Genomic DNA, 21,205 nt, shown 5'->3' on the forward strand with positions numbered 1-21,205 from the left:
CTCCACAGGATCGACGCCGCGCGCGTCACGGGCGACACCGTCCCGCCACACTGGCGGGATGGTGTCGCCCTTCGTCTTCTTCGCCGACGAACGTCTCTCGCTCGCCGAACTCACGGCCGCATGCCTCGACGGTCACCTGGTCGCGCTCGGCGAGGGGTTCATCCCCGCGGACGCCGTCGAGACCCCGTGGATGCGGGCGCGCAGTCTGCTGCCCCTGCTCGGTTCGCGGTGGGCCGCGACCCGGAGCACAGCCGCGTGGATCCACGGGGCCGCGATGGGCGAGCCGTCGCGCCATCACCTGCAGCGCGTGAGCGCGACGCGGGTGCGCACGGTGAGCGGCGGGCGCGTCGAGTTCCACGACGTGCGATTGGCGTTGTCCGACGTCGAGGTCGTCGCGGGAGTCCACGTCACGTCACCGACGCGCACTCTCGTGGATCTGGCCCGCTCCGACGACGAGGGCGAGTGCCGGCTCGCCCGGGCCTGGGCACAGCGTGCACCCCTTCTGCGCCTCACCGCCGCGGAGTGGCTGAGGCGGCATCCCCAGTTCCCGCACGGCCGCCGCGCGACGCGGATCCTCGACGAAGCGCCGGACGACGTCGGCGGCGGGAGCGGCGGCGCAGACGGAGCGGACCTCGAACCGGGGCCGACGACCGAGACACCACCGCGGCCGTCCTCGACCACGCGGGTCGGACCCTCTAGGACGAGGTGACGCGGTAGACGTCGTACACCGCGTCGATACGGCGCACGGCGTTGAGGACCCGGTCCAGGTGCACCGTGTCGCCCATCTCGAACACGAACTTGCTGAGGGCGAGTCGATCGTTCGTCGTCGACACCGTCGCCGACAGGATGTTGACGTGGTGCTCGCTCAGGACGCGGGTGACATCGCTCAGCAGACCGGAGCGATCGAGCGCCTCGACCTGGATCTGCACGAGGAAGACGCTCTTGGTGGTCGGAGCCCACTCGACGTCGATGAGACGGTCGGGGTCCTCTTTGAGCGATCGCACGTTGGTGCAGTCGCCGCGGTGCACCGAGACGCCGCTGCCCCGCGTGACGAACCCGACGATGTCGTCACCGGGTACGGGGGTGCAGCACTTGGCGAGCTTGACGAGGATGTCGGGCGCGCCGCGCACCAGGACGCCCGAGTCGCCGCCGCGGGGGGCGCGACTGCGGCCGACGGGGATGTCGATCGGACCGGTGTTCGTCTCTTCGGCGCTGACGAGCGCCGTGACCTTCTCGATGACCGACTGCGTCGAGACGTGTCCCTCGCCGACCGCGGCGTACAGCGCGGAGACATCCTCGTAGTGGAACTGCCGCGCGACCTCGGTGAACGAGTCCTGGTTCATCAGGCGCTGCAGGGGGAGGTTCTGTCGCCGCATGGCACGCGCGATCGAGTCCTTGCCCTGCTCGATGGCCTCTTCGCGGCGCTCCTTGGTGAACCATCCGCGGATCTTGTTGCGCGCGCGGGTGCTCTTGACGAAGCCGAGCCAGTCCTGGCTGGGGCCGGCGTCGGGGTTCTTCGACGTGAAGACCTCGACGACGTCTCCGCTCTGCAGCGTCGACTCAAGGGGGACGAGGCGTCCGTTGACCTTGGCCCCCATCGTGCGGTGACCGATCTCGGTGTGCACGGCGTAGGCGAAGTCGACGGGGGTGGCGCCCGTCGGCAGGCCGATGACCCGACCCTTCGGGGTGAAGACGTAGACCTCTTTCGCGCCGATCTCGAATCGCAGCGAGTCGAGGAACTCCCCCGGATCGGCGGTTTCGGCCTGCCAGTCCGAGATGTGGGCGATCCACGCCATGTCGGCGTCGACGGCCTTGGCATCCGTCTTGCCGCCGGCCATGCGCTCCTTGTACTTCCAGTGCGCCGCGACGCCGAACTCGGCCTGCTGGTGCATCTCGTTCGTACGGATCTGGATCTCGACGGTGCGACCACCCGGACCGATCACCGTGGTGTGCAGCGACTGGTACAGGTTGAATTTGGGCGTGGCGATGTAGTCCTTGAACCGACCGGGCAGGGGCGTCCATCGCGCGTGGATCGCGCCGAGGACGGCGTAGCAGTCGCGGACGGTGCCGACGAGGATGCGGATGCCGATGAGGTCGTAGATGTCGTCGAACTCACGACCGCGCACGACCATCTTCTGATACACGGAGTACAGCTGCTTCGGACGACCCATCACGCGCCCGCGCACCCGGAGCTCGCGCAGGTCGGCGTCGACGGCGTCGATGACGTTCTGCACGTACTGCTCGCGCTGCGGAGTGCGCTGTTTGACGAGGCTGTCGATCTCGGCGTAGAGCTTGGGGTGCATCACGGCGAACGAGAGATCCTCGAGTTCGCTCTTGATCGCCTGGATGCCGAGACGATGCGCGAGGGGCGCGTAGATCTCGAGCGTCTCGGTCGCCTTCTTGGCCGCCTTGTGCGGGGGGACGAATCCCCACGTCCTGGCGTTGTGCAGGCGGTCGGCCAGCTTGATGAGCAGCACGCGGATGTCCTTGGACATCGCGACGATCATCTTGCGCACCGTTTCGGCCTGCGCGCTGTCGCCGTACTTGACCTTGTCGAGCTTGGTGACGCCGTCGACGAGCATGGCGACCTCGTCGCCGAAGTCGGCTGCGAGCTCGTCGAGGGGGTATCCGGTGTCCTCGACGGTGTCGTGCAGCAGCGCCGCGGCGATCGCTTTGGGGCCCAGACCCAGCTCGGCGAGGATCTGCGCGACGGCGAGCGGGTGGGTGATGTAGGGCTCGCCGCTCTGACGCTTCTGGCCGTCGTGCGCCTTGTCGGCGACGGCGTAGGCGCGTTCGATGATCGCGAGGTCGCCCTTGGGATGATGCGTGCGGACCGTGCGCAGCAACTTGTCGACGTCGTCACGGCGGGCCGCGCGCGAGAAGATGCGCGGGACCAGCCGTCGCAATGAGGACGGCGGGGGCGCAGAGGAAGCCGTCTCGGTCATCGACGCACCTTCCTCACGGCCAGTCGGACAAGTCTATGCCCCGCGCGACCCGACGAGCGGGCCGCGCGGGGGCGGGAGCGGGCGTGCGAGCGAGGACGGGCCCCGGCCTCAGGCCGGAACGCCCGCCTTCTCGCGCGCGGCCCGGACGCGGGCGTCGCGCTGAGCGACCGGCTTCTCCTTCTCTCGGAGGAGCGCGTACATCGGCACGGCGACGAACAGCGTCGAGTAGGCCGCCACGATGGTCCCGACGAAGATCGACAGCGAGATGTCGCTGAGCGTGCGCGCACCGAGGGGAACACCGATGAAGAGGATCGCGCCGACGGGCAGGATCGCGACGACGGTGGTGTTGATCGAGCGGATCAGCGTCTGGTTCGCGGCGAGGTTGACCGACTCCGCGAACGTGCGACCCGAGATCTCGCCGTCCTCGTGGGTGTTCTCTCTGACCTTGTCGAACACGACGGTGGTGTCGTACAGCGCGTAGGACAGGATCGTGAGGAATCCGATCACGGCCGCCGGCGAGATCTCGAAGCCGAAGAGGGCGTACACGCCGATCGTGATCACCAGCACGTCGACCAGGCCGATGATCGCCGCCACCGACATCTTCCACGTGCGGAAGTACAGCGCGAGGATCAGGAACGTCAGGGCGAGGAAGATCGACAGACCCCACAGCGACTGGCGGGTGACGTCGGCACCCCAGGTGGGGCCGATGAACGAGTCGGTGACCTCGGACCGCGGCACCTCGTACGCACCGGACAGCGCCGACGACACGGCCTGCGTCTCGTCCGGGCCGAGCTGGTCGGTCTGAACGCGGATGGCTTGATCGCTGATCGTGGTGACGCGGGTGGTCGCGTCGGGCACCACGGAGGTCACGGCCTGCGTGGCCAGACCCTGGTCGAAGGATGCCGGGTTGGAGACGGTGAACTGCGAACCGCCCGTGAACTCGATCGAGAACTGCACGGGGCGGAACAGCGGCACCAGTGCCGCACCGATCACGAGGACCGCGGCGATGATGAACCACAGGCGACGACGCTGCACGAACGGGAAGGAGGTCTTGCCCGAGTAGAGGTCGTTGCCGAGCTGCGACATGGAGCGCATCAGGCGTCTCCCTCCTTCGTGGAGCGGCTATCGCCGCGGGCGGCGGCGAGCTCCGCCTGCTTGCGTTCGGCGATCGTCTGGCGCCGGGCGGCTTCACCGCGCGACCGCTTGACGCGTCCGGCATCCGCCACGGGGGCCCGGAACTGCGCGCGGCCCCGGTAGACCGCGCCGAGGGCGTTGGGGTCCATGCCCGACAGGGGGTGACCGGAACCGAAGAAGCGCGTGCGGGCGAGCAGCTGCATCACCGGGTGGGTGAACAGGATGAAGATCAGCACGTCGATGGCGGTGGTGAGGCCGAGCGTGAACGCGAAACCCTTCACCGTGGCATCCGCGAGGATGTACAGCACCACGGCGGCCAGGACGTTGATCGACTTCGAGATGTAGATCGTCCGCTTCGCCCGGGACCAACCGTCCTCCACGGCCGCCGTGATCGACTTGCCGTCGCGCAGCTCGTCGCGGATGCGTTCGAAGTAGACGATGAACGAGTCCGCCGTGAAGCCGATGGTCACGATGAGGCCCGCGACACCCGCGAGCGACAGGCGGAAGCCCGCACGCCACGCCAGGATGCACAGGGCCGCGTACGTCAACACCGCCATCACCGCGAGCGAGGCGATGATCACCGTCCCCAGTGCGCGGTAGACGATCAACGAGTAGATCGCGACGAGGCCCAGACCGATGAGGCCGGCGATGAAACCGACCTGGAGCTGCTGGGAACCCAGGGTCGCCGAGACGGTGTCGCTGCTGACGACCTCGAAGCTCAGCGGCAGTGCGCCGTACTTGAGCTGGTCGGCGAGGGCCTGCGAGGACTCCTGCGTGAACGATCCCGTGATGCTCGGGCGGCCGTCGAGGATGATGCCGTTCATCGACGGCGCCGACAGCACGCTGCCGTCGAGCACGAAGGCGAACTGGTTCAGCGGCGGCTGCGCACCGTACAGGCGCTGGCTGATCTCGCCGAAGGTCTGCGTGCCCTGGTCGTTGAATGCCAGGTTGACCGCCCACCGGCCGGTGTTCTGCTCCTGGCCGTTGGTCGCGTCGGTGATGTCCGTGCCGTCGAGTTCGACCGGTCCGAGGATGTACTTCTGGCCGTCCTCCAGCCCGCACGTGATCATCGGCTGATCGGTGGGCGCCTGCGCCGGGTTGCTCGGCGGATTTGCGCAGTCGTACGCCAGGAACTGGGCCTGGAGCGCGGGCGTGATGTACGCCGGGTCGCTCGCGTTGGTCGGCGACGCCGTCGGCGTGGCCGGCAGACTCGGGTCGGGCGTCGGGTACGGCGTGGACTGGCCGTCCTCGCCCACGAACGTGGTCGCGGGCGAGCCGGTGAACAGCACGGGACGCAGCTGCAGCTGGGCTGAGCTCTGGATTCGCTCCCGCGTGGCGTCATCGGCCTGGCCGGGGATCTGGACGACGATGTTGCGCCCGCCCTCGGTGGCCACGTCGGCTTCGCCGACGCCCGAGGCGTCGACGCGCTGGCGGATGATCGTCACGGCCTGCTGCAATTGCTCGGCGTCGGGTGCGGCACCGTCGGTGGTCTGGGCCTGCAGGATGATCTGTGTGCCGCCCTGCAGGTCGAGCGCGAGCTCGGGGCTCCAGGAACTGGCGTTGTAGACGTACACGCCGAGGGCGTTGATGCCGAAGAGCACGCCGGTGATGGCGAGCAATCCGGTCAGCACGCGCCAGGCATGGCGGACAGGGGTCGAGGGCGCCACGGAGTCGGCTTTCTGTGCGGCGGGCGGGGACGGCGGAGCGGGCGGTCAGGCCTGGGGGCGGTCCTTGTCCGTGGGCTCCGTCTCGGTGGACGGGCGGGCCGAGCGGCGGTCGTCGCTGATCGAGGTGATGTCGCCGTCGGCGACGCCGGCGACGTACTCGGACTCGGTCTCTTCGGCCTCGATGAACTCGTCCTCGGTGACGGCGCCGGCGACCGGGTCGACGATGCGCAGCACCGCCTGGCTGTGGACCTTGATCACGACGCCGGGGGCGATCTCGACCAGGGCGGGCTTGTCGAGGTCTTCGCCGTCGTAGTCGACGATCGTGCCGTAGAGGCCACCCTGCAGCAGTACCTCGGCGCCGGGGACGGTCTCGCGGGCCTTCTTCTCGAGCTCGGCCTTCTGCTTCTGCATGCGGCGGCGCGAGCTGTAGAACATGAAGATCAACAGGCCGATGAGCAGGATGATGAGGCCGTAATCAGCGAAGAACCGTGCGATATCCATCGAGGCGGTGCACCTTTCGAAATCAGGCGCGCCGTGCGGCACTGCCTAGCGGGGGTCGGGGAATCCCTCGCCGAGTATAGGTCATCACCCCTGGCCGAACCGGAGCAGCCCGTCCGGGTGGGGAGCGCCGAGGTGGTCGTAGGCCTCTGGCGTGGCCACGCGGCCGCGCGGTGTGCGCCCCATGAAGCCGATGCGCACGAGGTACGGCTCGACGACCGACTCGATGGTCTCGGGCTCCTCCCCCACCGACACGGCGAGGGTGCTGAGCCCCACGGGTCCCCCGCGGAAACGGCGGACGAGGGCGTCGAGGACGGCCCGATCGAGACGGTCGAGCCCGATCGCATCGACGTCGTACAGATCGAGCGCCGCGCCGACGACGCGGACGTCGGCGTGCCCGGCGTCGGACCCGACCGAGGGGCCGTTGACCACCAGGTAGTCGCGGACGCGCCGCAGAAGGCGGTTGGCGATGCGGGGGGTGCCGCGGGAACGGCGGGCGATCTCGGACCGCGCGGTCGGGGGCAGGCCGACGTCGAGCATGGCGGCCGAGCGTCGGACCACCTGCTCGAGTTCTTCGGGTTCGTAATACTCGAGATGCGCGGTGAACCCGAAGCGATCGCGCAGGGGGTTGGGGAGGAGTCCTGCTCGCGTGGTCGCGCCCACGAGGGTGAAGGGGGCCAGGTCGAGGGGGATGCTGGTGGCTCCGGCGCCCTTGCCGACCATGATGTCGATGCGGAAGTCCTCCATCGCCAGGTACAGCATTTCTTCGGCCGAGCGCGCCATGCGGTGGATCTCGTCGATGAAGAGGACCTCGCCGGGCGTCAGCGACGACAGCAGCGCGGCGAGGTCACCCGCGTGCTGGATGGCGGGACCGCTGGACAGGCGCAACGGCCGACCGCTCTCGTGGGCGACGATCATCGCGAGCGTGGTCTTGCCGAGTCCGGGCGGACCCGACAGCAGGATGTGGTCGGGCGAGCGCTGCTGGATGCGCGCGGCGTCCAGCAGCAGCTGCAGCTGGCCGCGGACCTTGTGCTGGCCGACGAACTCGTCGAGCGACGCGGGGCGCAGGGCTCCCTCGATCGCGAGCTCCGTCTCGTCGTCCGGCGTCCCGGCGTCGCGGACGTCAGCCACTCACGCTCTCCTTGCGCGCAGGTCCGAGCAGAGCGAGCGTGAGCCGCAGCAGGGACGGGACCGACGCGCGGTCGGCGTCGGAGGCGTTCTCGGCGACGGATGCCACAGCCTCGGCGGCCGTGCGCTCGCTCCAGCCCAGGCCGATGAGCGCCTGCGTGACCTGCAGCGGCACCTGGCCCCGGGCAGACGCGGCGGCGGGGGCGGCGGCGGGGACGACGGCGAGCTTGCCCGCGAGCTGCACGACGATGAGCTTGGCGGTCTTGGGGCCGATGCCCGACACGCGCCGGAAGGGGGCGTCGTCGTCGTCGGCCACCGCCTGCGCGATTTGCGGCACCGTGAGCGAGGACAGGACGCCGAGTGCGGACTTGGGGCCCACGCCCGTGACACCGATCAGCTGGGTGAAGACGGTGAGCTCTTCGCGGGTGTCGAAGCCGTACAGCGACAGCGCGTCCTCGCGGACGATGAGGTTGGTGTGCAGGCGGACGTCGTCGCCGACGTGCACCGTGCGCGCCGTCTGCGCGGTGACGGCGACTGAGAAACCGACGCCCCCGACCACCACCACGAGCGAATCGTCGGCGACGTGGGCCGCCGTGCCGTGCAGCGAGGAGATCATGCCGACAGTTTACGCGCCGCTTCGTACATGTGTTCGAGCGACACGGGGCCGTGGGCTGCGGCGCTTCTCGGCGTCGCGCCAGGCCCGCTGGGCGGGGGTGAGCGTCGCTTCGGACGAGGGGGATGCCGCCGCCCCGCGCCACGCGTGGCACAACGCGATCGCAAGAGCGTCGGCGGCATCCGCGGGTTGCGGCAGCTCCGTCAGCCGCAGGACTCGGGCGACCATCGTCTGCACCTGCAGCTTGTCCGCCGAGCCGTATCCGGTGATGGCGGCCTTGACCTCGCTGGGGGTGTGTGTGGCGGCCGGGATGCCGTGCTCCGCCGCGAGCAGGAGCGCGATGCCGCTGGCTTGCGCCGTACCCATCACGGAGTGGCGGTTGTTCTGCGCGAACACCCGCTCGACCGCGACGACCTGCGGATCGTGCGCGGAAAGGACGGTGCGGATGCCGGCGGCGATCGCCGCGAGCCTCTTCTCGATCGGGTCGCTGGTGGCCGATCGGACCACGCCGACGTGCACGAGCGTGGCGGTGCGGTCGGCCGCGACGTCGACGACCCCGATTCCGCAGCGGGTGAGGCCGGGATCGATGCCGAGGACGCGCAGAGAACGGGACACGGCCCCCACGCTACGCACAGGGGCCGCGTCGGCAGGAAGGGCGCGCCCTTACTCGTCGTTCTCGAGTTCGGCCTGCACCTCGGGGGTCAGGTCGAAGTTCGTGTAGACGTTCTGCACGTCGTCACTGTCCTCGAGCGCGTCGATGAGGCGAAAGACCTTGCGCGCGGTGTCGGCGTCGACCTCGACCTTGAGCGAGGGGACGAACTCGACGTCGGCGGAGTCGTACTCGATCCCGGCGTCCTGCAGGGCGGAGCGCACCGACACCAGGTCACTGGCCTCGGTGATGACGCCGAAGCCCTCGCCGTGGGGCTCGACCTCTTCGGCACCGGCCTCGAGGACCGCGAGCATGACGTCGTCCTCGGTGGTGCCCTCGGCGGGGACCACGATGACGCCCTTGCGGCTGAAGTTGTAGGCGACGCTGCCGGGGTCGGCGAGCGTGCCCCCGTTACGGCTCAGGGCGGTGCGCACCTCGGCGGCCGCGCGGTTCTTGTTGTCGGTCAGACACTCGATGAGGAAGGCGACGCCGTTGGGCCCGTACCCCTCGTACATGATCGAGGAGTACTCGACGGCCTCGCCGCCGATGCCGGCGCCGCGCTTGATCGCGCGATCGATGTTGTCTTTGGGGACCGAGGTCTTCTTGGCCTTGAGCACGGCGTCGAAGAGGGTCGGGTTGCCCTGGAGGTCGGCTCCACCGAGCTTCGCCGCGACCTCGATGTTCTTGATGAGCTTGGCCCACGACTTGGCGCGACGGGAGTCGATGACCGCCTTCTTGTGCTTGGTCGTGGCCCATTTGGAGTGTCCGGACATAGCTTCCAGTCTAGAGCGCGGGGGCGGTGATGCCGCGTCGGAGGTGCACGTTGTCGAGGAACCGCTCGTGGAAACGCACCTCGCCGCTCGACTCGGGGTGGAACGCGGTGCCGAGCAGCGCACCCTGCTCGATCGCGACGACGCGTCCATCGGAGAGGGATGCCAGAGGAACGGCATCCGGCCCCCATTCGACGACCGCCGGAGCCCGGATGAACACGGCGTGGACGGGCGGATCGCCGAGGACGGGCACGTCGAGGTCGGTCTCGAAGGACTGCGTCTGGCTGCCGAAGACGTTGCGCGCGACGCGCGCGTCGATGCCGCCGAAGGTCTGCTGGCCGGTGATCGCGCCGTCGATGCGGTCGGCGAGCAGGATCAGGCCCGCGCAGGTGCCGTACATCGGCATCCCGTCCGCGATGGCGGTGCGGATCGGCTCGAACAGCCCGAACGCGCGGGCGAGCTTGTCGATCACGCTGGACTCGCCGCCGGGGAGGACGAGACCCTCCACGGCGGCGAGCTCGTATGGTCGGCGTACGGGGTGAGCGTCGGCCCCGAGGCCGCGCAGCACGGCGAGGTGCTCGCGCACGTCGCCCTGCAGCGCGAGCACCCCGATGCGGGGGCTGTTACCAGCCACGCTCGGCCAGGCGGTGCGGCGCGGGGAGGTCGGCGACGTTGATGCCGACCATCGCCTCGCCCAGTCCACGCGAGGCCTCGGCGACGACCTTGGGGTCGTCGTGGAAGGTGGTGGCCTTGACGATGGCGGCGGCGCGCTGCGCGGGGTTGCCGGACTTGAAGATGCCCGAGCCGACGAACACCCCGTCGGCGCCGAGCTGCATCATCATGGCGGCGTCGGCGGGGGTCGCCACTCCGCCGGCGGTGAACAGCACGACCGGGAGCGTACCGGTCTCGGCGATCTCGGCGACGAGGTCGTAGGGGGCCTGCAGCTCCTTCGCGGCGACGTAGAGCTCGTCCTTCGTCTTGGCTCGCAGCGCGTTGATCTCGCCCGTGATGGTGCGGATGTGCTTCGTCGCCTCGGATACGTCTCCTGTTCCGGCCTCGCCCTTGGAGCGGATCATCGCCGCCCCCTCGGTGATGCGACGCAGGGCCTCGCCCAGATTGGTCGCTCCGCACACGAACGGCACGGTGAAGTCGTACTTGTCGATGTGGTTGACGTAGTCGGCCGGCGAGAGCACCTCGGACTCGTCGATGTAGTCGACGCCCAGTTCCTGGAGGATCTGCGCCTCGACGAAGTGGCCGATGCGGGCCTTGGCCATGACGGGGATCGAGACCGTGGCGATGATGTCGTCGATCAGGTCGGGGTCGCTCATGCGGGCCACGCCGCCCTGGGCGCGGATGTCGGCGGGCACGCGCTCGAGCGCCATGACGGCGACGGCGCCGGCGTCCTCGGCGATGCGGGCCTGCTCCGCAGTGACGACGTCCATGATGACGCCGCCCTTGAGCATCTCGGCGAGTCCGCGCTTGACGCGGGGGGTTCCGATGTCGGTCATGTCCACTCCGATCCGTGCGCGCTCGGGAAGCGCGTCTATTGGCTTAGGCCAAACCGTAGCATGGCTCAGGACATAGGCTGGATGGAAGTCGAGGGGGTTCCATGAGCATCGATCTGACCGGCAGTTCGGCCTCGGGCATCGCGGCCGATCTGCGCACCCGTATCGAGCGCGGCGAGCTCCTCCCCGGCACGCCGCTCCCCCCGGTCCGGGCGGTCGCGACCGATCTCGGCGTGAACCGCAACACCGTCGTCGCCGCGTACCGGCAGCTGGCGCAGGCCGGCCTCGTCGAGGCGCGGGGCCGCGGGGGCACGCGGGTGGCCGATCGCACGGCGGTGGCTCAAGAGGGCTACGCCCCCGACACCGTGCTGCGCGACGTCGGCACGGGCAACCCCGATCCCGCCCGCATCCCCGACCCCACCGCGGCCCTCGCCCGCTCGGCCCGGCCCGTGCTCTACGGCGAACCGGTCATCGACCCCGGTCTCGAGTCGTGGGCGCGCGCCTGGATGACCGATCATCTCGCCCCCGACGACGTGCGGATCACGGTCACCAGCGGCGCGAGCGACGCCATCGAGCGGCTGCTGGCTCAGGCGCTGCAGCGCGATGACGCCGTCGCGCTCGAGGACCCGTGCTTCCTCTCGGCTCTGCACACGGTGCGCACCGGCGGCTATCGCGCCGTCGCCGTCGAGGTGGATGCCGAGGGCATGACCGTCGACGGATTGCGCGCCGCGCTGGAGGCCGGCGTGCGCGCCGTGATCTGCACGCCGCGCGCGCACAATCCCACGGGTGCGAGCCTGAGCGGCGGACGCGCCGCGGCGTTGCGCGATGTGCTCGAGGAGCATCCCTACGTGCTCGTGATCGAGGACGACCACTTCTCGCTGCTGTCCCGGGCGCCGCTGCATTCGATCATCGGCCCCGCGCAGAGGCGATGGGCGCGCATCCGGTCGATGTCGAAGTTCCTCGGTCCCGACACCTGCCTCGCCGTCACGGCATCCGACCCCGACACCGCCGACGGGCTCGCCGTCCGACTCACGCCGGGTACGACCTGGGTGAGCCACATCCTGCAGCGGCTGACCCTGGCGCTCGTCACCGACGAGGCGGTGCGCGCCGGCATCGAAGCGGCCGCGGAGCACTACGCCGCGCGCAACGCCGCCTTCGCGCACGCCCTGACGAAACGGGGGCTGCCCACCACCGCCGGTGACGGGCTCAACCTGTGGGTTCCGCTGCCCGTGCCCGCGGCATCCGTCCGCGAAGAACTCATGCGCCGCGGCTGGCTCGTGCGGGAGGGCGACCCGTTCTTCCTCGCGCGCGAGCGCGCCGGCGCGTTCCTGCGGCTGACCGTGCACGACCTCGACGAGGCATCGGCGGCGACCCTCGCCGACGACATCGCCGTCGCGGCCGGAACGCGTCGCGCAGGCGCACGAGGTGGAAGGATCGAGGCATGAAGGTTCTCTCGATCCAGTCCGCCGTCGCGTACGGGCACGTCGGAAACTCCGCCGCCGTCTTCCCCCTCCAGCGCATCGGCGTCGAGGTCCTGCCCGTGTACACGGTCAACTTCTCGAACCACACCGGATACGGGGCGTGGCGCGGGCCGCTCATCTCGCCCGACGACGTGGCTGCGGTGATCGCGGGGATCGAGGATCGCGGGGTCTTCCCCCAGATCGACGTGGTGCTCTCGGGTTATCAGGGCGGCGCGGGCATCGCGGACGTCATCATCGACACCGTCGCGCGGGTGAAGAGGGCGAACCCGGATGCCGTCTACGCCTGTGATCCGGTGATGGGCAACGCCAAGTCGGGGTGCTTCGTCGCCCCGGCCATCCCGGAACTGCTCCGGGAGCGCGTCGTGCCGGTGGCCGACATCCTCACCCCGAACCAGTTCGAGCTCGGCTTCCTCACGGGGACCGAACCGGGGAGCATCGCCTCCACCCTGGATTCAGCCGACGCGCTGCGGGCCCGCGGCCCGCGCACCATCCTCGTCACCAGCGTCGAGCGATCCGACCGTGAGCCCAACACCATCGAGATGATGGTGGTGGACGACGGCGGCGCGTGGATCGTGCAGACCCCGCTCATCCCGATGAAGGCGAACGGTTCCGGCGACGTGACGGCGGCCCTGTTCACCGCGCACTACCGCCGCAGTGGCGGAGATGCGGCCGACGCGCTCGCGCGCACGGCGTCGAGTGTCTTCGATCTGCTGACGAACACCTACGAGTCGGGGTCGCGCGAGCTGCGCCTGATCGAGTCGCAGGAGGCGTACGCGCACCCGCGCCTGCAGTTCGCGGTGCGGCAGGTGCGCTGAGCCGACGCGTTCGCGCCGGTCGGCGACGCCTCGGCTCCTTTGGAGCTCAGCCGCCGTAGACCTCGCGGTAGGCGGCGACCCACATCGCGCCGTCCTCGGGGCAGAGGAACGTGGCGCCGAAGGCCATGACACTCGCGATGGGTGCCTCGGCCGCCGCGCGTTCGTCACCCGTCGCCTCGGCGGGGACGAGTCGCGCGAAGAGGGGCGAGGTGGACACGTGCGCGATCAGCGTGGAGGCGTCGACCTCGTGTCGGCTGAGGATCGCCGTTTCGCACGCGTCCCCCGCCAGGGCGAGCGCCAGGTTCTCGTCCATGGCCGTCCACGAGATCCCCTGCTGCTCGACGTACGTCCGCTGCTCGGCGATGAATTGCTGCTGCGCGGGGGTCACCGCGACGAGCGGCGTGCCGTCCATGGGCAGCTGCTGATCGCGGAAGAACTGGTCGCGCTCGGCGAAGACGTCCTCAAATGCATCCGGGTCGGCGACGGCGTCTTCGCTGGGGCTGGGCAGCTCGTCGGCCGTCGGCATGGCGCTCGGCGTGACGGGCGCGGCGTCCGCGACGGGACGAGGAAGGGGCAGGCATGCCGTCGTCGCCGCCAGGACGGCGGTCGTCACGAGGGAGATGAGGACGAGGCGGGTGCGGGCGAGCATGGCCACACGCTAGTGCGGACCGGGCCGTGACGAACGGGGGTTGTGGATAACCCCGATCAGGCGTTCCAGGCGTCCGACACCGCGCGGCGCACGTCACCGAGCAGCTGCGGCAGGGCCTTGGTCTTGGCGATGATGGGGAAGAAGTTCGCGTCCGACGCCCACCGCGGCACGATGTGCTGGTGCAGGTGGGCGTCGACCCCGGCCCCGGCGATCGCGCCCTGGTTCATGCCCAGGTTGAAGCCGTCGCAGTTCGACACCGCCCGCAGCACACGCATGCCGCGCTGGGTGAGCGCGCCGATCTCGGCGACCTCGTCGTCGGTGGCCTGGTCGTACGTGGCGATGTGCCGGTACGGACACACCAGCAGGTGGCCGGAGTTGTAAGGGAACAGGTTGAGCAGGACGTAGGCGGTCCTCCCCCGCGCCACGATCAACCCGTCCTCGTCGCTCTTGTCGGGGGCGGCGCAGAAGGGGCAGTTCTTCTCCATCGGCTCGCGGCCCGCCGAGATGTACGCCATCCGATGCGGCGTCCACAGTCGCTGGAATTCGTCGGGCACGCCGGCCAGGGTCGTCGCGTCCACGAGCTCGGGACCGCCCGCGGCCGGCGACGATGCGTCGGCCGCGGCGGCACCCGAGGCGTCGGTCACGCCAGGTCCTCGGCCGTGTCGACCAGGGTGCGCTGCGCGATGGCCCCGGTGATGCGGGCGACGGCCTCATCGACGGGGATGCCGTTGAGCTGGGTTCCGTCGCGGAAGCGGAACGAGACCGTGCCGTTCGAGCGGTCCTGCTCGCCGGCGATCAGCATCAGCGGCACCTTCTGCGTGGTGTGCGTGCGGATCTTCTTCTGCATGCGGTCGTCGCTGTGGTCGGCCTCGGCACGTACGCCCTTGCTCTTGAGGTCGGCGACGATGCCCTGCAGGTAGTCGCCGTACTCGGCGGCGACGGGGACGGCCACGACCTGCACGGGGGCGAGCCAGACGGGGAAGGCTCCGGCGTAGTGCTCGAGCAGGATCGCGAAGAAGCGCTCGACCGAGCCGAACAGGGCCCGGTGGATCATGACCGGACGGTGCTTCTCGCCGTCGGGACCGGTGTACTCCAGCTCGAAGCGCTCGGGCTGGTTGAAGTCGAGCTGGATGGTCGACATCTGCCACGTGCGGCCGATGGCATCCCGAGCCTGCACCGAGATCTTCGGGCCGTAGAACGCCGCCCCGCCCGGGTCGGGGACGAGCTCGAGCCCCGAAGCCTCGGCGACCTCGCGCAGCGTCTCGGTCGCCTCGGTCCAGAGGCGGTCGTCGCCGATGAACTTCGGATTGCCCTCTTCTTTGGTCGACAGCTCGAGGTAGAAGTCGTTCAGGCCGTAGTCGCGCAGCGTCTGCAGCACGAAGTCGAGGCTGTGGGTCAGCTCTGCCTTGACCTGGTCGGCGGTGACGTAGATGTGGGTGTCGTCCTGGGTCATGCCGCGCACGCGCGTGAGGCCCGCGAGCGTGCCGCTCTTCTCGTAGCGGTAGACCGACCCGAACTCGCTCAGGCGCAGCGGCAGTTCGCGGTAGCTGCGGCCGCGCGAGCGGAAGATCAGGTTGTGGAACGGGCAGTTCATCGGCTTGAGGTAGTACTCCTGGCCCTCGCGCGAGACGTGGCCGTCGGCATCCACCACCTCGTCGAGCACCATCGGGGGGTACATGCCCTCGGCGTACCACTGCAGGTGACCGCTCGTCATGAACAGGTCGCCCTTGGTGATGTGCGGGGTGTTGACGACCTCGTAGCCGCTCGCGAGCAGACGCTCGCGCATGTAGCGCTCGATCTCGTAGCGGATGATGCCGCCCTTGGGGTGGAAGACGCTCAGGCCCGGGCCGATCTCGTCGGGGAACGAGAACAGGTCGAGTTCTTTGCCGAGCTTGCGGTGGTCGCGCTTGGCCGCCTCTTCGAGACGGTGCTGGTAGGCGCGCAGTTCGTCCTTGGAGGGCCAGGCGGTGCCGTAGATGCGCTGCAGCTGCGGGTTCTTCTCGCTGCCGCGCCAGTAGGCGCCGGCGATGCGGGTGAGATCCCAGCCGTTGCCGATGAGGCGGGTGCCGGGCACGTGCGGGCCGCGGCACAGGTCTTTCCACGCGGTCTCGCCGTCACGCGTGACGTTGTCGTAGATGGTCAGCTCCCCGGCGCCGACCTCGACGGACGCGCCCTCGGCGGCCTCGGCGGACCCGCCCTTGAGGCCGATCAGTTCGAGCTTGAACGGTTCGTCGGCGAGCTCGGTGCGCGCCTGGTCGTCGCTGACGACACGGCGCACGAACCGCTGGTTCTCGCGGACGATGCGCTCCATCTCTTTCTTGATGACCTTGAGGTCCTCGGGGGTGAAGGGCTCGTCGACCTGGAAGTCGTAGTAGAAGCCGTCGGTGACGGGCGGGCCGATGCCGAGGTTCGACTGGGGCTTGACGCGCTGGACGGCCTGCGCGAGCACGTGGGCCGTGGAGTGGCGCAGGATCGACAGGCCGTCGGCGCTGTCGATGGTGACCGGCTCGACCCGGTCATCGGCCGTCACGGTCGTGGCCAGGTCTTTCAACTCCCCGTTGACGCGAAGGGCGACGACCGAGCGGTCGGGGAAGAGAGCGAAGCCATCGGCGGGGAAATCAGTCACAGAACATCTCCTGAAGGGGTCCGCTCCAGGCTACCGGGCGGGCGTGGCCTGGATCGCACCCCGCGTGCCCCATGCTGGAGCGGTGACTCTGGCCATCATCGGCGGCGTGCTGTGGATCCTCGGGATCGTCGCGCTGCTCACCGGCGCCCTTCCCGCCGACGACGCCCTCGGCGTCGCCGATCGCGTGTGGCCGATCCTGCTGTTCGTCGTGGCGGTCACGATCGTCGCCGAGCTGGCGTCGAAGGCGGGACTGTTCGACGTCGTGGCCGCGCGGCTGGCCGGGCTCGCCCGTGGTCGCACCGCCCTGCTGTGGGTGCTGGTCGTGGGTCTGGCCGTGGTGTCGACGGCCTTCCTCTCACTCGACACCACGGCCGTGCTGCTGACGCCGGTGGTGATCGCGATGGCCGTCGCCCGTCGACTCGACCCCCTTCCCTTCGCGTTCGTCACCGTGGTGCTCGCCAACACGGCCTCGCTCGTGCTGCCGGTGTCGAATCTGACGAACCTGCTGGCGTCCGAGGCCCTCGGTGGCGGTCACGATCCGATCGCGTTCCTCGCGCTGCTGGGGCCGTCCGCCCTCATCGCGATCGCGGTGTCCGTCCTGGTGCTGACCGTGGCCTTCCTGCTGCGCCTGCCGCGGACCTATCCGGATGCCGCCGCGCCCGCCGTCTCCGACCGGGTGCTGCTGCGCATCTCGGGCATCGTGACGCTCGCTCTGCTGCCGTTGCTGGTCGTGGGTCTCGAGCCGTGGATGCCGGCCGTCGCCGCAGCCGTGGCGCTCGTCGTCGTGTTCGCCGTGCGCGCGCCCGGGGCGCTCGGCATCCGGCTCGTGCCCTGGTCGCTGCTGATCTTCGCCGGCGGGCTCTTCCTGGCGGTCGGGGCGCTGGAGGCGCTCGGGATCGGGCGCGTCACTTCGGTCCTCGCGGGTACGGGGGACGATCTCGTGTCGCTGTGGCAGCTGGCCGGCGTGGGGGCGTTGGCGGCGAACGGCATCAACAACCTGCCCGCCTATCTGGCGCTCGAGTCGGTCGCGGGCTCCCCGGTGCGTCTGGCCGCACTGCTGATCGGTGTCAACGCGGGGCCGATCGTCACACCGTGGGCCTCGCTGGCGACGCTGCTGTGGCACGACCGGCTCGTCGCGGCGGGCGTCGAGGTGCGGTGGAGCCGATTCGTCCTGCTCGGTGCGGTGATCGCCCCGCCGATCCTGCTCCTGGGCGTGCTGCCGCTGGTGTGGTGAGGGTCAGTCGTCGTAGGTGCGGGACCACGACTTGCGCGGTTCGATGAACCAGACGGCCAGCCCCTGACGCATCCCGTACGGCTCGCCGGTGTACAGCCTCGAGATGCGGTCGACGAAGGGCAGTGCCGCGTCTCCGTCGAGACGCTCGACGGCCTCACCCCGCACGAACGCCATCGCGTACGGGTTGTCGGCACCGGTCACCGAGATCGCGACGCGGGGGTCGCGTCGCAGGTTGCGGTCCTTGAGAGTGTCCGCCTCCGTGAAGAGGATGAGCCGATCGCCGTCGACCCCGACCCACAACGGGATGGTGTGCGGCGAGCCGTCCGACATGAGCGTCGCGAGGTGGGCGACGGCATCCGTCTCGAAGAAGGGCTTGGCGTCGTTCCAGTCGGTCATGCTGTCGGCAACAGTCGTTCGTGCGTCCGGCATTCCCGGTTCAGGAGTGCGCGGGTGCGCGGAGCTGGTCGTTGGGCACCTCGCGGAAGACCATCTCGTCGCGCGGGGCGCTCTCGCGCGGGGCGGACTCGTCGGGTTCCGGGATGACATACAGACCGCGGCCCGAGTTGGCGTTGTAGGTGAGGGCGTGCAGCCAGGCGGCGCTCAGCTGCGGGCTGCGGCTGCCGTGGTACTTGAACACCAGCGAGACGTTCGGGTGGATGTAGACCGTGGTGCGGCCGCCCCCGGTGCTCATGTCGTCTTTCCAGGTGAAGGGAAAGCTCTCGCCCCGGCGCACCTTCGCCATGATCACGGCCTGCAGGTGCGCGAGGAGGCGATCCTCGAAGTCGATCTTGATGGTGCTGTCGTAGATGAACTTGCCCATGGTGTCCCCCGAACCGCTCCCCCTGACGCGCGCGTCCCCCGGTGAGAAGTCGACGAGATGGTGGGGGTTCGCGGCTGCTGCTGTGCAGCGTCTCGTGGATCCGCCGAAACAGCAAACCCCCTTGCCCGTATCGCGGTTCGGGGATAGGCGACGTCGCAAACGGGCCGGAGCTCAGTCCGGACGCGAGATGCGCAGGATGACGCGGTCTCCGGGTCTGCGCTGAACACGCCGCATCAGGCGTTCGAAACCGAGGATCGCCCTGTACTGCCACCCGTATTTGCGGTGCAGGGCGGTGTCGGCGCGGGCGTCCTCGGTCGCGGGGCCGGCGACACGTCCGTGGGCTTCGACGGTGATCGCGTCGGGCTCGACGGCGCCCCCGCGGCTGCACGGCCGCAGGACGACACGGGCATCGTTGCGCAGGCGCTTGACCTTGCCGGTGGCGCGCTCGCTCGTCACGACCAGTTCGTCGCCGTCACGGGCGATCCACACGGGTACCGACACGAGCGCGCCGTTGCGACGATAGGTGCCGAAGGTGACGAAGGGGGATGCCGCGATCTCGCGCCAGAGGGTGTCGGGGACGGTCATGGCACCACGCTACGGGGTCGGGGCGGCGTCGGGACGGGCCTTGGTTGGTTCCCCCGGTTCCATGCCTCAGCACGACCGCAAGATCAGCGCAACGCTTGCGCAAGATCACGGATTCATGTCCCCCATTCGGAGGACATGCCCTAACGTCGAAGTGTTCCCGCCGCCAGGCACTCCGCAGCCCCCCTTTCTGGCGGCGGGAACAACCGCTTCCCCGTTCGACTCTTCCACGGGGTGGCCCGATCCGGCTGCTCAGCCATCACGGATTCAGGCACTGACAAACGGCAGCCGACCGACGAAGGTGCGGTCCTCCACTTAGGTGATCAGGAAGTCCGCCAGGTCATCCCTGCTGATCTGGGTGCTGGCACGGCCCTCGCCTGGGACACGGTCGACACCGTCCGCACGTTCGATCCCGCTTTCACCGTTGCGACAGGCGGGCACCGCATCGCCTTGGCCTTCGACATGGGCACCCCGGCGGCGGTCGATGCGATGTACGAACGGATGATCGCCGCCGGTCACGCGTCCCACGTGCAACCGTGGGGACGCGTTCTGGAGGCAGCGCTACGCCACCCTCCTCGATCCCGACGGCAACTCCATCGACCTCTATGCACCACTGGAGGCGGCTGCTCCCACGACACGTCTGCGGCTTCCCCTCCACGAATGGTGAGGCGCCTCCGCGACCTGACAACATGCAGAGACACTCACGTCGAGCCCTGAGGCCGCGCCCGGAAGGATCGCCATGCCGACGAGCATCAGCATCACCAAAACCGCCATCGCCGCTCCCGCCGCGACCGTGTTCGCGGAGCTGACCGACCTCCGCGGGTTCGAGTCGTGGCTGCCGCACTCGGGCTCGTACCGCGGGACGAAGGAGGTCTCTTCCGCTGCCGTGTCGGTAGGGACGACCTACCGCGAGCACACCTCCGCCGGCCCGATGACCGGACGGGTCGCGGAGTTCGAGCCAGACCGCCTCGTCACCTTCGAGCAGCAGACCGACCGCGGCGACCTCGCGATCCGCATCCGTTACGTTCTGTCCCCCACCGACCGCGGCGTGCACATCACGCGAACGGGCCGCATCACGACGGCGGGGCGTCTGCGCCTGCTGCATCCTCTCATCGTCTTCGCGATCCGCGGCGAAAACCGGCGGACGCTCGCGAAGCTGAAGCAAGCCGTCGAGGCCTGACCCTCACGCTCGGTCCGGCAGCCGTCGACGTCGGCGGTGGCGAGCGCGAGCTGCACGCCCGCCGCCTGTCCGTCCGCGCGATCGGTGCGGATGTCCACCTCCGTCTCGGGTGCGGCGAGCTCGCAGGCGAAGGTGAGGGTCACTGGCCCACTCTTGATCGTCGTGGCGATACGCGCCGAGAACCGGCAGACGCACGCGAGACGTCGGCGAGCCCTCCAGGCCTTCCCCTCGCACTCAGTCCGGCAGCCCCCAGAACGGCCCGCGCAGTCCCACTTCGTAGAAGTATGCCGCCGCACTGGCGGGGTCACGGCGCTTGTACGGGCTGTCGAGCCGACCGTCGTACCAGTGCGAGGCGAGGTTCCACAGGGTCGTGAGCGAGAGGACGTCGCCACGCTTATTGCCTGTTTCGCGGAGCCACTCGTCGACACACCTCTCGTCGCAGAAGATCTGCTGGTTCTCGCACGCCTGCGCGGCGTCGGGCCAGATGTCGGCCGCGGGCACGAGGAAGTGCGCGACCTGCTCCCCCGCCGGTGGCTGCTCGCTCGTGACGGTCCACGCGTGAGGCGTCCCGCACGCGGGGCACGTCGTGGCGACGAGGACCGAGGGTGCATCGGGAACGAGGTGGGGGATGGCGAACGCGTCCCATGCGCAGCCGCCCCACCAGAGGGTGTCGGGGCCCATGACGGAGAACCGGAAGGAGCGGGATGCGAAGGGGTGCGCCAGAACGACCTCCTTCCCCTCGAGCACGACGTGCCGCGCGGCGGCGAGCTCGCCCAGGTCGGATCGCACCTCATCCTCCGACTGCCCGGTGGCGGCCGCGAGTTCGGCGGGATCGAGGGCTCGGCCGGTGGCGGCGAAGTGCCGGTAAAGGGTGAGGCGAGTGCGTTCCGCGTTTTCAGAAAGGGGCAA

The 21,205-nt window shown here is 69.6% G+C and carries 23 protein-coding genes; 5 read left to right on the forward strand and 18 right to left on the reverse strand.

The window, feature by feature from the left end; translation table 11 throughout:
* Positions 1-58: 58 nt before the first annotated feature.
* Positions 59-709 (forward strand): type IV toxin-antitoxin system AbiEi family antitoxin, encoded by a 651-nt coding sequence (locus ACIPVB_RS12155; RefSeq protein ID WP_400369219.1) that lies wholly within the window; start codon positions 59-61, stop codon positions 707-709.
* Here the strand turns inward: ACIPVB_RS12155 and ACIPVB_RS12160 are convergent.
* The 10 genes from ACIPVB_RS12160 to pdxS form a co-directional block, all read right to left on the reverse strand.
* Positions 696-2,945: a RelA/SpoT family protein gene (locus tag ACIPVB_RS12160; protein WP_400369222.1), complete on the reverse strand. Its 2,250-nt coding sequence runs from the start codon at positions 2,943-2,945 to the stop codon at positions 696-698. The two genes, ACIPVB_RS12155 and ACIPVB_RS12160, sit on opposite strands and share 14 nt — an antisense overlap.
* 108 nt (positions 2,946-3,053) lie before the next feature.
* Positions 3,054-4,040, reverse strand: a complete 987-nt coding sequence (gene secF / locus ACIPVB_RS12165; RefSeq protein WP_400369225.1) for a protein translocase subunit SecF — start codon at positions 4,038-4,040, stop codon at positions 3,054-3,056.
* Complete coding sequence (gene secD, locus ACIPVB_RS12170) at positions 4,040-5,746, reverse strand: protein translocase subunit SecD (protein ID WP_400369228.1); 1,707 nt, start codon at positions 5,744-5,746, stop codon at positions 4,040-4,042. Before secD ends, secF begins: the two co-directional genes overlap by 1 nt.
* A gap of 45 nt (positions 5,747-5,791) precedes the next feature.
* Entirely contained in the window at positions 5,792-6,247 is a 456-nt protein-coding gene (gene yajC / locus ACIPVB_RS12175; protein ID WP_400369230.1) for a preprotein translocase subunit YajC, read from the reverse strand.
* Positions 6,248-6,331: 84 nt separating this feature from the next.
* Entirely contained in the window at positions 6,332-7,375 is a 1,044-nt protein-coding gene (ruvB, locus tag ACIPVB_RS12180) for a Holliday junction branch migration DNA helicase RuvB (RefSeq protein WP_400369232.1), read from the reverse strand.
* Positions 7,368-7,988 (reverse strand): Holliday junction branch migration protein RuvA, encoded by a 621-nt coding sequence (gene ruvA / locus ACIPVB_RS12185; RefSeq protein WP_400369233.1) that lies wholly within the window; start codon positions 7,986-7,988, stop codon positions 7,368-7,370. The genes ruvB and ruvA overlap by 8 nt, the downstream gene beginning before the upstream one ends.
* Positions 7,989-7,997: 9 nt before the next feature.
* Entirely contained in the window at positions 7,998-8,600 is a 603-nt protein-coding gene (ruvC, locus tag ACIPVB_RS12190) for a crossover junction endodeoxyribonuclease RuvC (RefSeq protein ID WP_400369235.1), read from the reverse strand.
* 48 nt (positions 8,601-8,648) lie between these two features.
* Positions 8,649-9,407: a YebC/PmpR family DNA-binding transcriptional regulator gene (locus tag ACIPVB_RS12195; protein WP_400369237.1), complete on the reverse strand. Its 759-nt coding sequence runs from the start codon at positions 9,405-9,407 to the stop codon at positions 8,649-8,651.
* A gap of 10 nt (positions 9,408-9,417) precedes the next feature.
* The gene (gene pdxT / locus ACIPVB_RS12200; RefSeq protein WP_400369239.1) at positions 9,418-10,038 is read right to left on the reverse strand and encodes a pyridoxal 5'-phosphate synthase glutaminase subunit PdxT; all 621 of its coding nucleotides are present in this window, start codon (positions 10,036-10,038) and stop codon (positions 9,418-9,420) included.
* Positions 10,028-10,912, reverse strand: a complete 885-nt coding sequence (gene pdxS, locus ACIPVB_RS12205) for a pyridoxal 5'-phosphate synthase lyase subunit PdxS (protein ID WP_400369241.1) — start codon at positions 10,910-10,912, stop codon at positions 10,028-10,030. The genes pdxT and pdxS overlap by 11 nt, the downstream gene beginning before the upstream one ends.
* A gap of 101 nt (positions 10,913-11,013) precedes the next feature.
* Between pdxS and ACIPVB_RS12210 the strand changes: the two genes are divergently transcribed.
* Together ACIPVB_RS12210 and pdxY are read left to right on the forward strand one after the other, a co-directional pair.
* Positions 11,014-12,354, forward strand: coding sequence for an aminotransferase class I/II-fold pyridoxal phosphate-dependent enzyme (locus ACIPVB_RS12210; protein WP_400369243.1), 1,341 nt, complete (start codon positions 11,014-11,016; stop codon positions 12,352-12,354).
* Positions 12,351-13,205: a pyridoxal kinase PdxY gene (gene pdxY / locus ACIPVB_RS12215; RefSeq protein ID WP_400369245.1), complete on the forward strand. Its 855-nt coding sequence runs from the start codon at positions 12,351-12,353 to the stop codon at positions 13,203-13,205. Before ACIPVB_RS12210 ends, pdxY begins: the two co-directional genes overlap by 4 nt.
* Before the next feature lie 46 nt (positions 13,206-13,251).
* On the opposite strand, the gene ACIPVB_RS12220 is transcribed toward pdxY, so the two are convergent.
* Genes ACIPVB_RS12220 through thrS form a run of 3 tightly spaced genes read right to left on the reverse strand, consistent with a single transcriptional unit; the run spans position 13,252 to position 16,480 of the window.
* Complete coding sequence (locus tag ACIPVB_RS12220; protein ID WP_400369247.1) at positions 13,252-13,854, reverse strand: hypothetical protein; 603 nt, start codon at positions 13,852-13,854, stop codon at positions 13,252-13,254.
* 56 nt (positions 13,855-13,910) lie between these two features.
* Entirely contained in the window at positions 13,911-14,498 is a 588-nt protein-coding gene (locus ACIPVB_RS12225) for an HIT family protein (protein WP_400369249.1), read from the reverse strand.
* The gene (thrS, locus tag ACIPVB_RS12230; protein ID WP_400369250.1) at positions 14,495-16,480 is read right to left on the reverse strand and encodes a threonine--tRNA ligase; all 1,986 of its coding nucleotides are present in this window, start codon (positions 16,478-16,480) and stop codon (positions 14,495-14,497) included. The genes ACIPVB_RS12225 and thrS overlap by 4 nt, the downstream gene beginning before the upstream one ends.
* 82 nt (positions 16,481-16,562) lie before the next feature.
* Between thrS and ACIPVB_RS12235 the strand changes: the two genes are divergently transcribed.
* On the forward strand, positions 16,563-17,714 hold the full coding sequence (locus ACIPVB_RS12235) for an SLC13 family permease (protein ID WP_400369251.1): 1,152 nt from the start codon (positions 16,563-16,565) through the stop codon (positions 17,712-17,714).
* Positions 17,715-17,717: 3 nt separating this feature from the next.
* Here the strand turns inward: ACIPVB_RS12235 and ACIPVB_RS12240 are convergent, their stop codons facing one another.
* The 4 genes from ACIPVB_RS12240 to ACIPVB_RS12255 all read right to left on the reverse strand — a co-directional run bounded on the left by ACIPVB_RS12240 (position 17,718) and on the right by ACIPVB_RS12255 (position 19,644).
* The gene (locus ACIPVB_RS12240; RefSeq protein WP_400369252.1) at positions 17,718-18,110 is read right to left on the reverse strand and encodes a PPOX class F420-dependent oxidoreductase; all 393 of its coding nucleotides are present in this window, start codon (positions 18,108-18,110) and stop codon (positions 17,718-17,720) included.
* Between the two features lie 40 nt (positions 18,111-18,150).
* Positions 18,151-18,534 carry an ATP-dependent DNA ligase gene (locus ACIPVB_RS12245; RefSeq protein WP_400369253.1) on the reverse strand — a complete coding sequence of 128 codons (384 nt, stop codon included), beginning with the start codon at positions 18,532-18,534 and terminating at the stop codon, positions 18,151-18,153.
* A 171-nt stretch (positions 18,535-18,705) separates the two neighbouring features.
* Entirely contained in the window at positions 18,706-19,119 is a 414-nt protein-coding gene (locus tag ACIPVB_RS12250) for a PPOX class F420-dependent oxidoreductase (protein WP_400369254.1), read from the reverse strand.
* Between the two features lie 312 nt (positions 19,120-19,431).
* Positions 19,432-19,644 (reverse strand): hypothetical protein, encoded by a 213-nt coding sequence (locus tag ACIPVB_RS12255; RefSeq protein ID WP_400369255.1) that lies wholly within the window; start codon positions 19,642-19,644, stop codon positions 19,432-19,434.
* A gap of 211 nt (positions 19,645-19,855) precedes the next feature.
* Between ACIPVB_RS12255 and ACIPVB_RS12260 the strand changes: the two genes are divergently transcribed.
* Positions 19,856-20,296: an SRPBCC family protein gene (locus ACIPVB_RS12260; RefSeq protein WP_400369256.1), complete on the forward strand. Its 441-nt coding sequence runs from the start codon at positions 19,856-19,858 to the stop codon at positions 20,294-20,296.
* 234 nt (positions 20,297-20,530) lie between these two features.
* On the opposite strand, the gene merB is transcribed toward ACIPVB_RS12260, so the two are convergent.
* Complete coding sequence (merB, locus tag ACIPVB_RS12265) at positions 20,531-21,205, reverse strand: organomercurial lyase (protein WP_400369258.1); 675 nt, start codon at positions 21,203-21,205, stop codon at positions 20,531-20,533.

Source organism: Microbacterium sp. NPDC090007 (genome assembly GCF_044748345.1).
Taxonomy (GTDB): domain Bacteria; phylum Actinomycetota; class Actinomycetes; order Actinomycetales; family Microbacteriaceae; genus Microbacterium.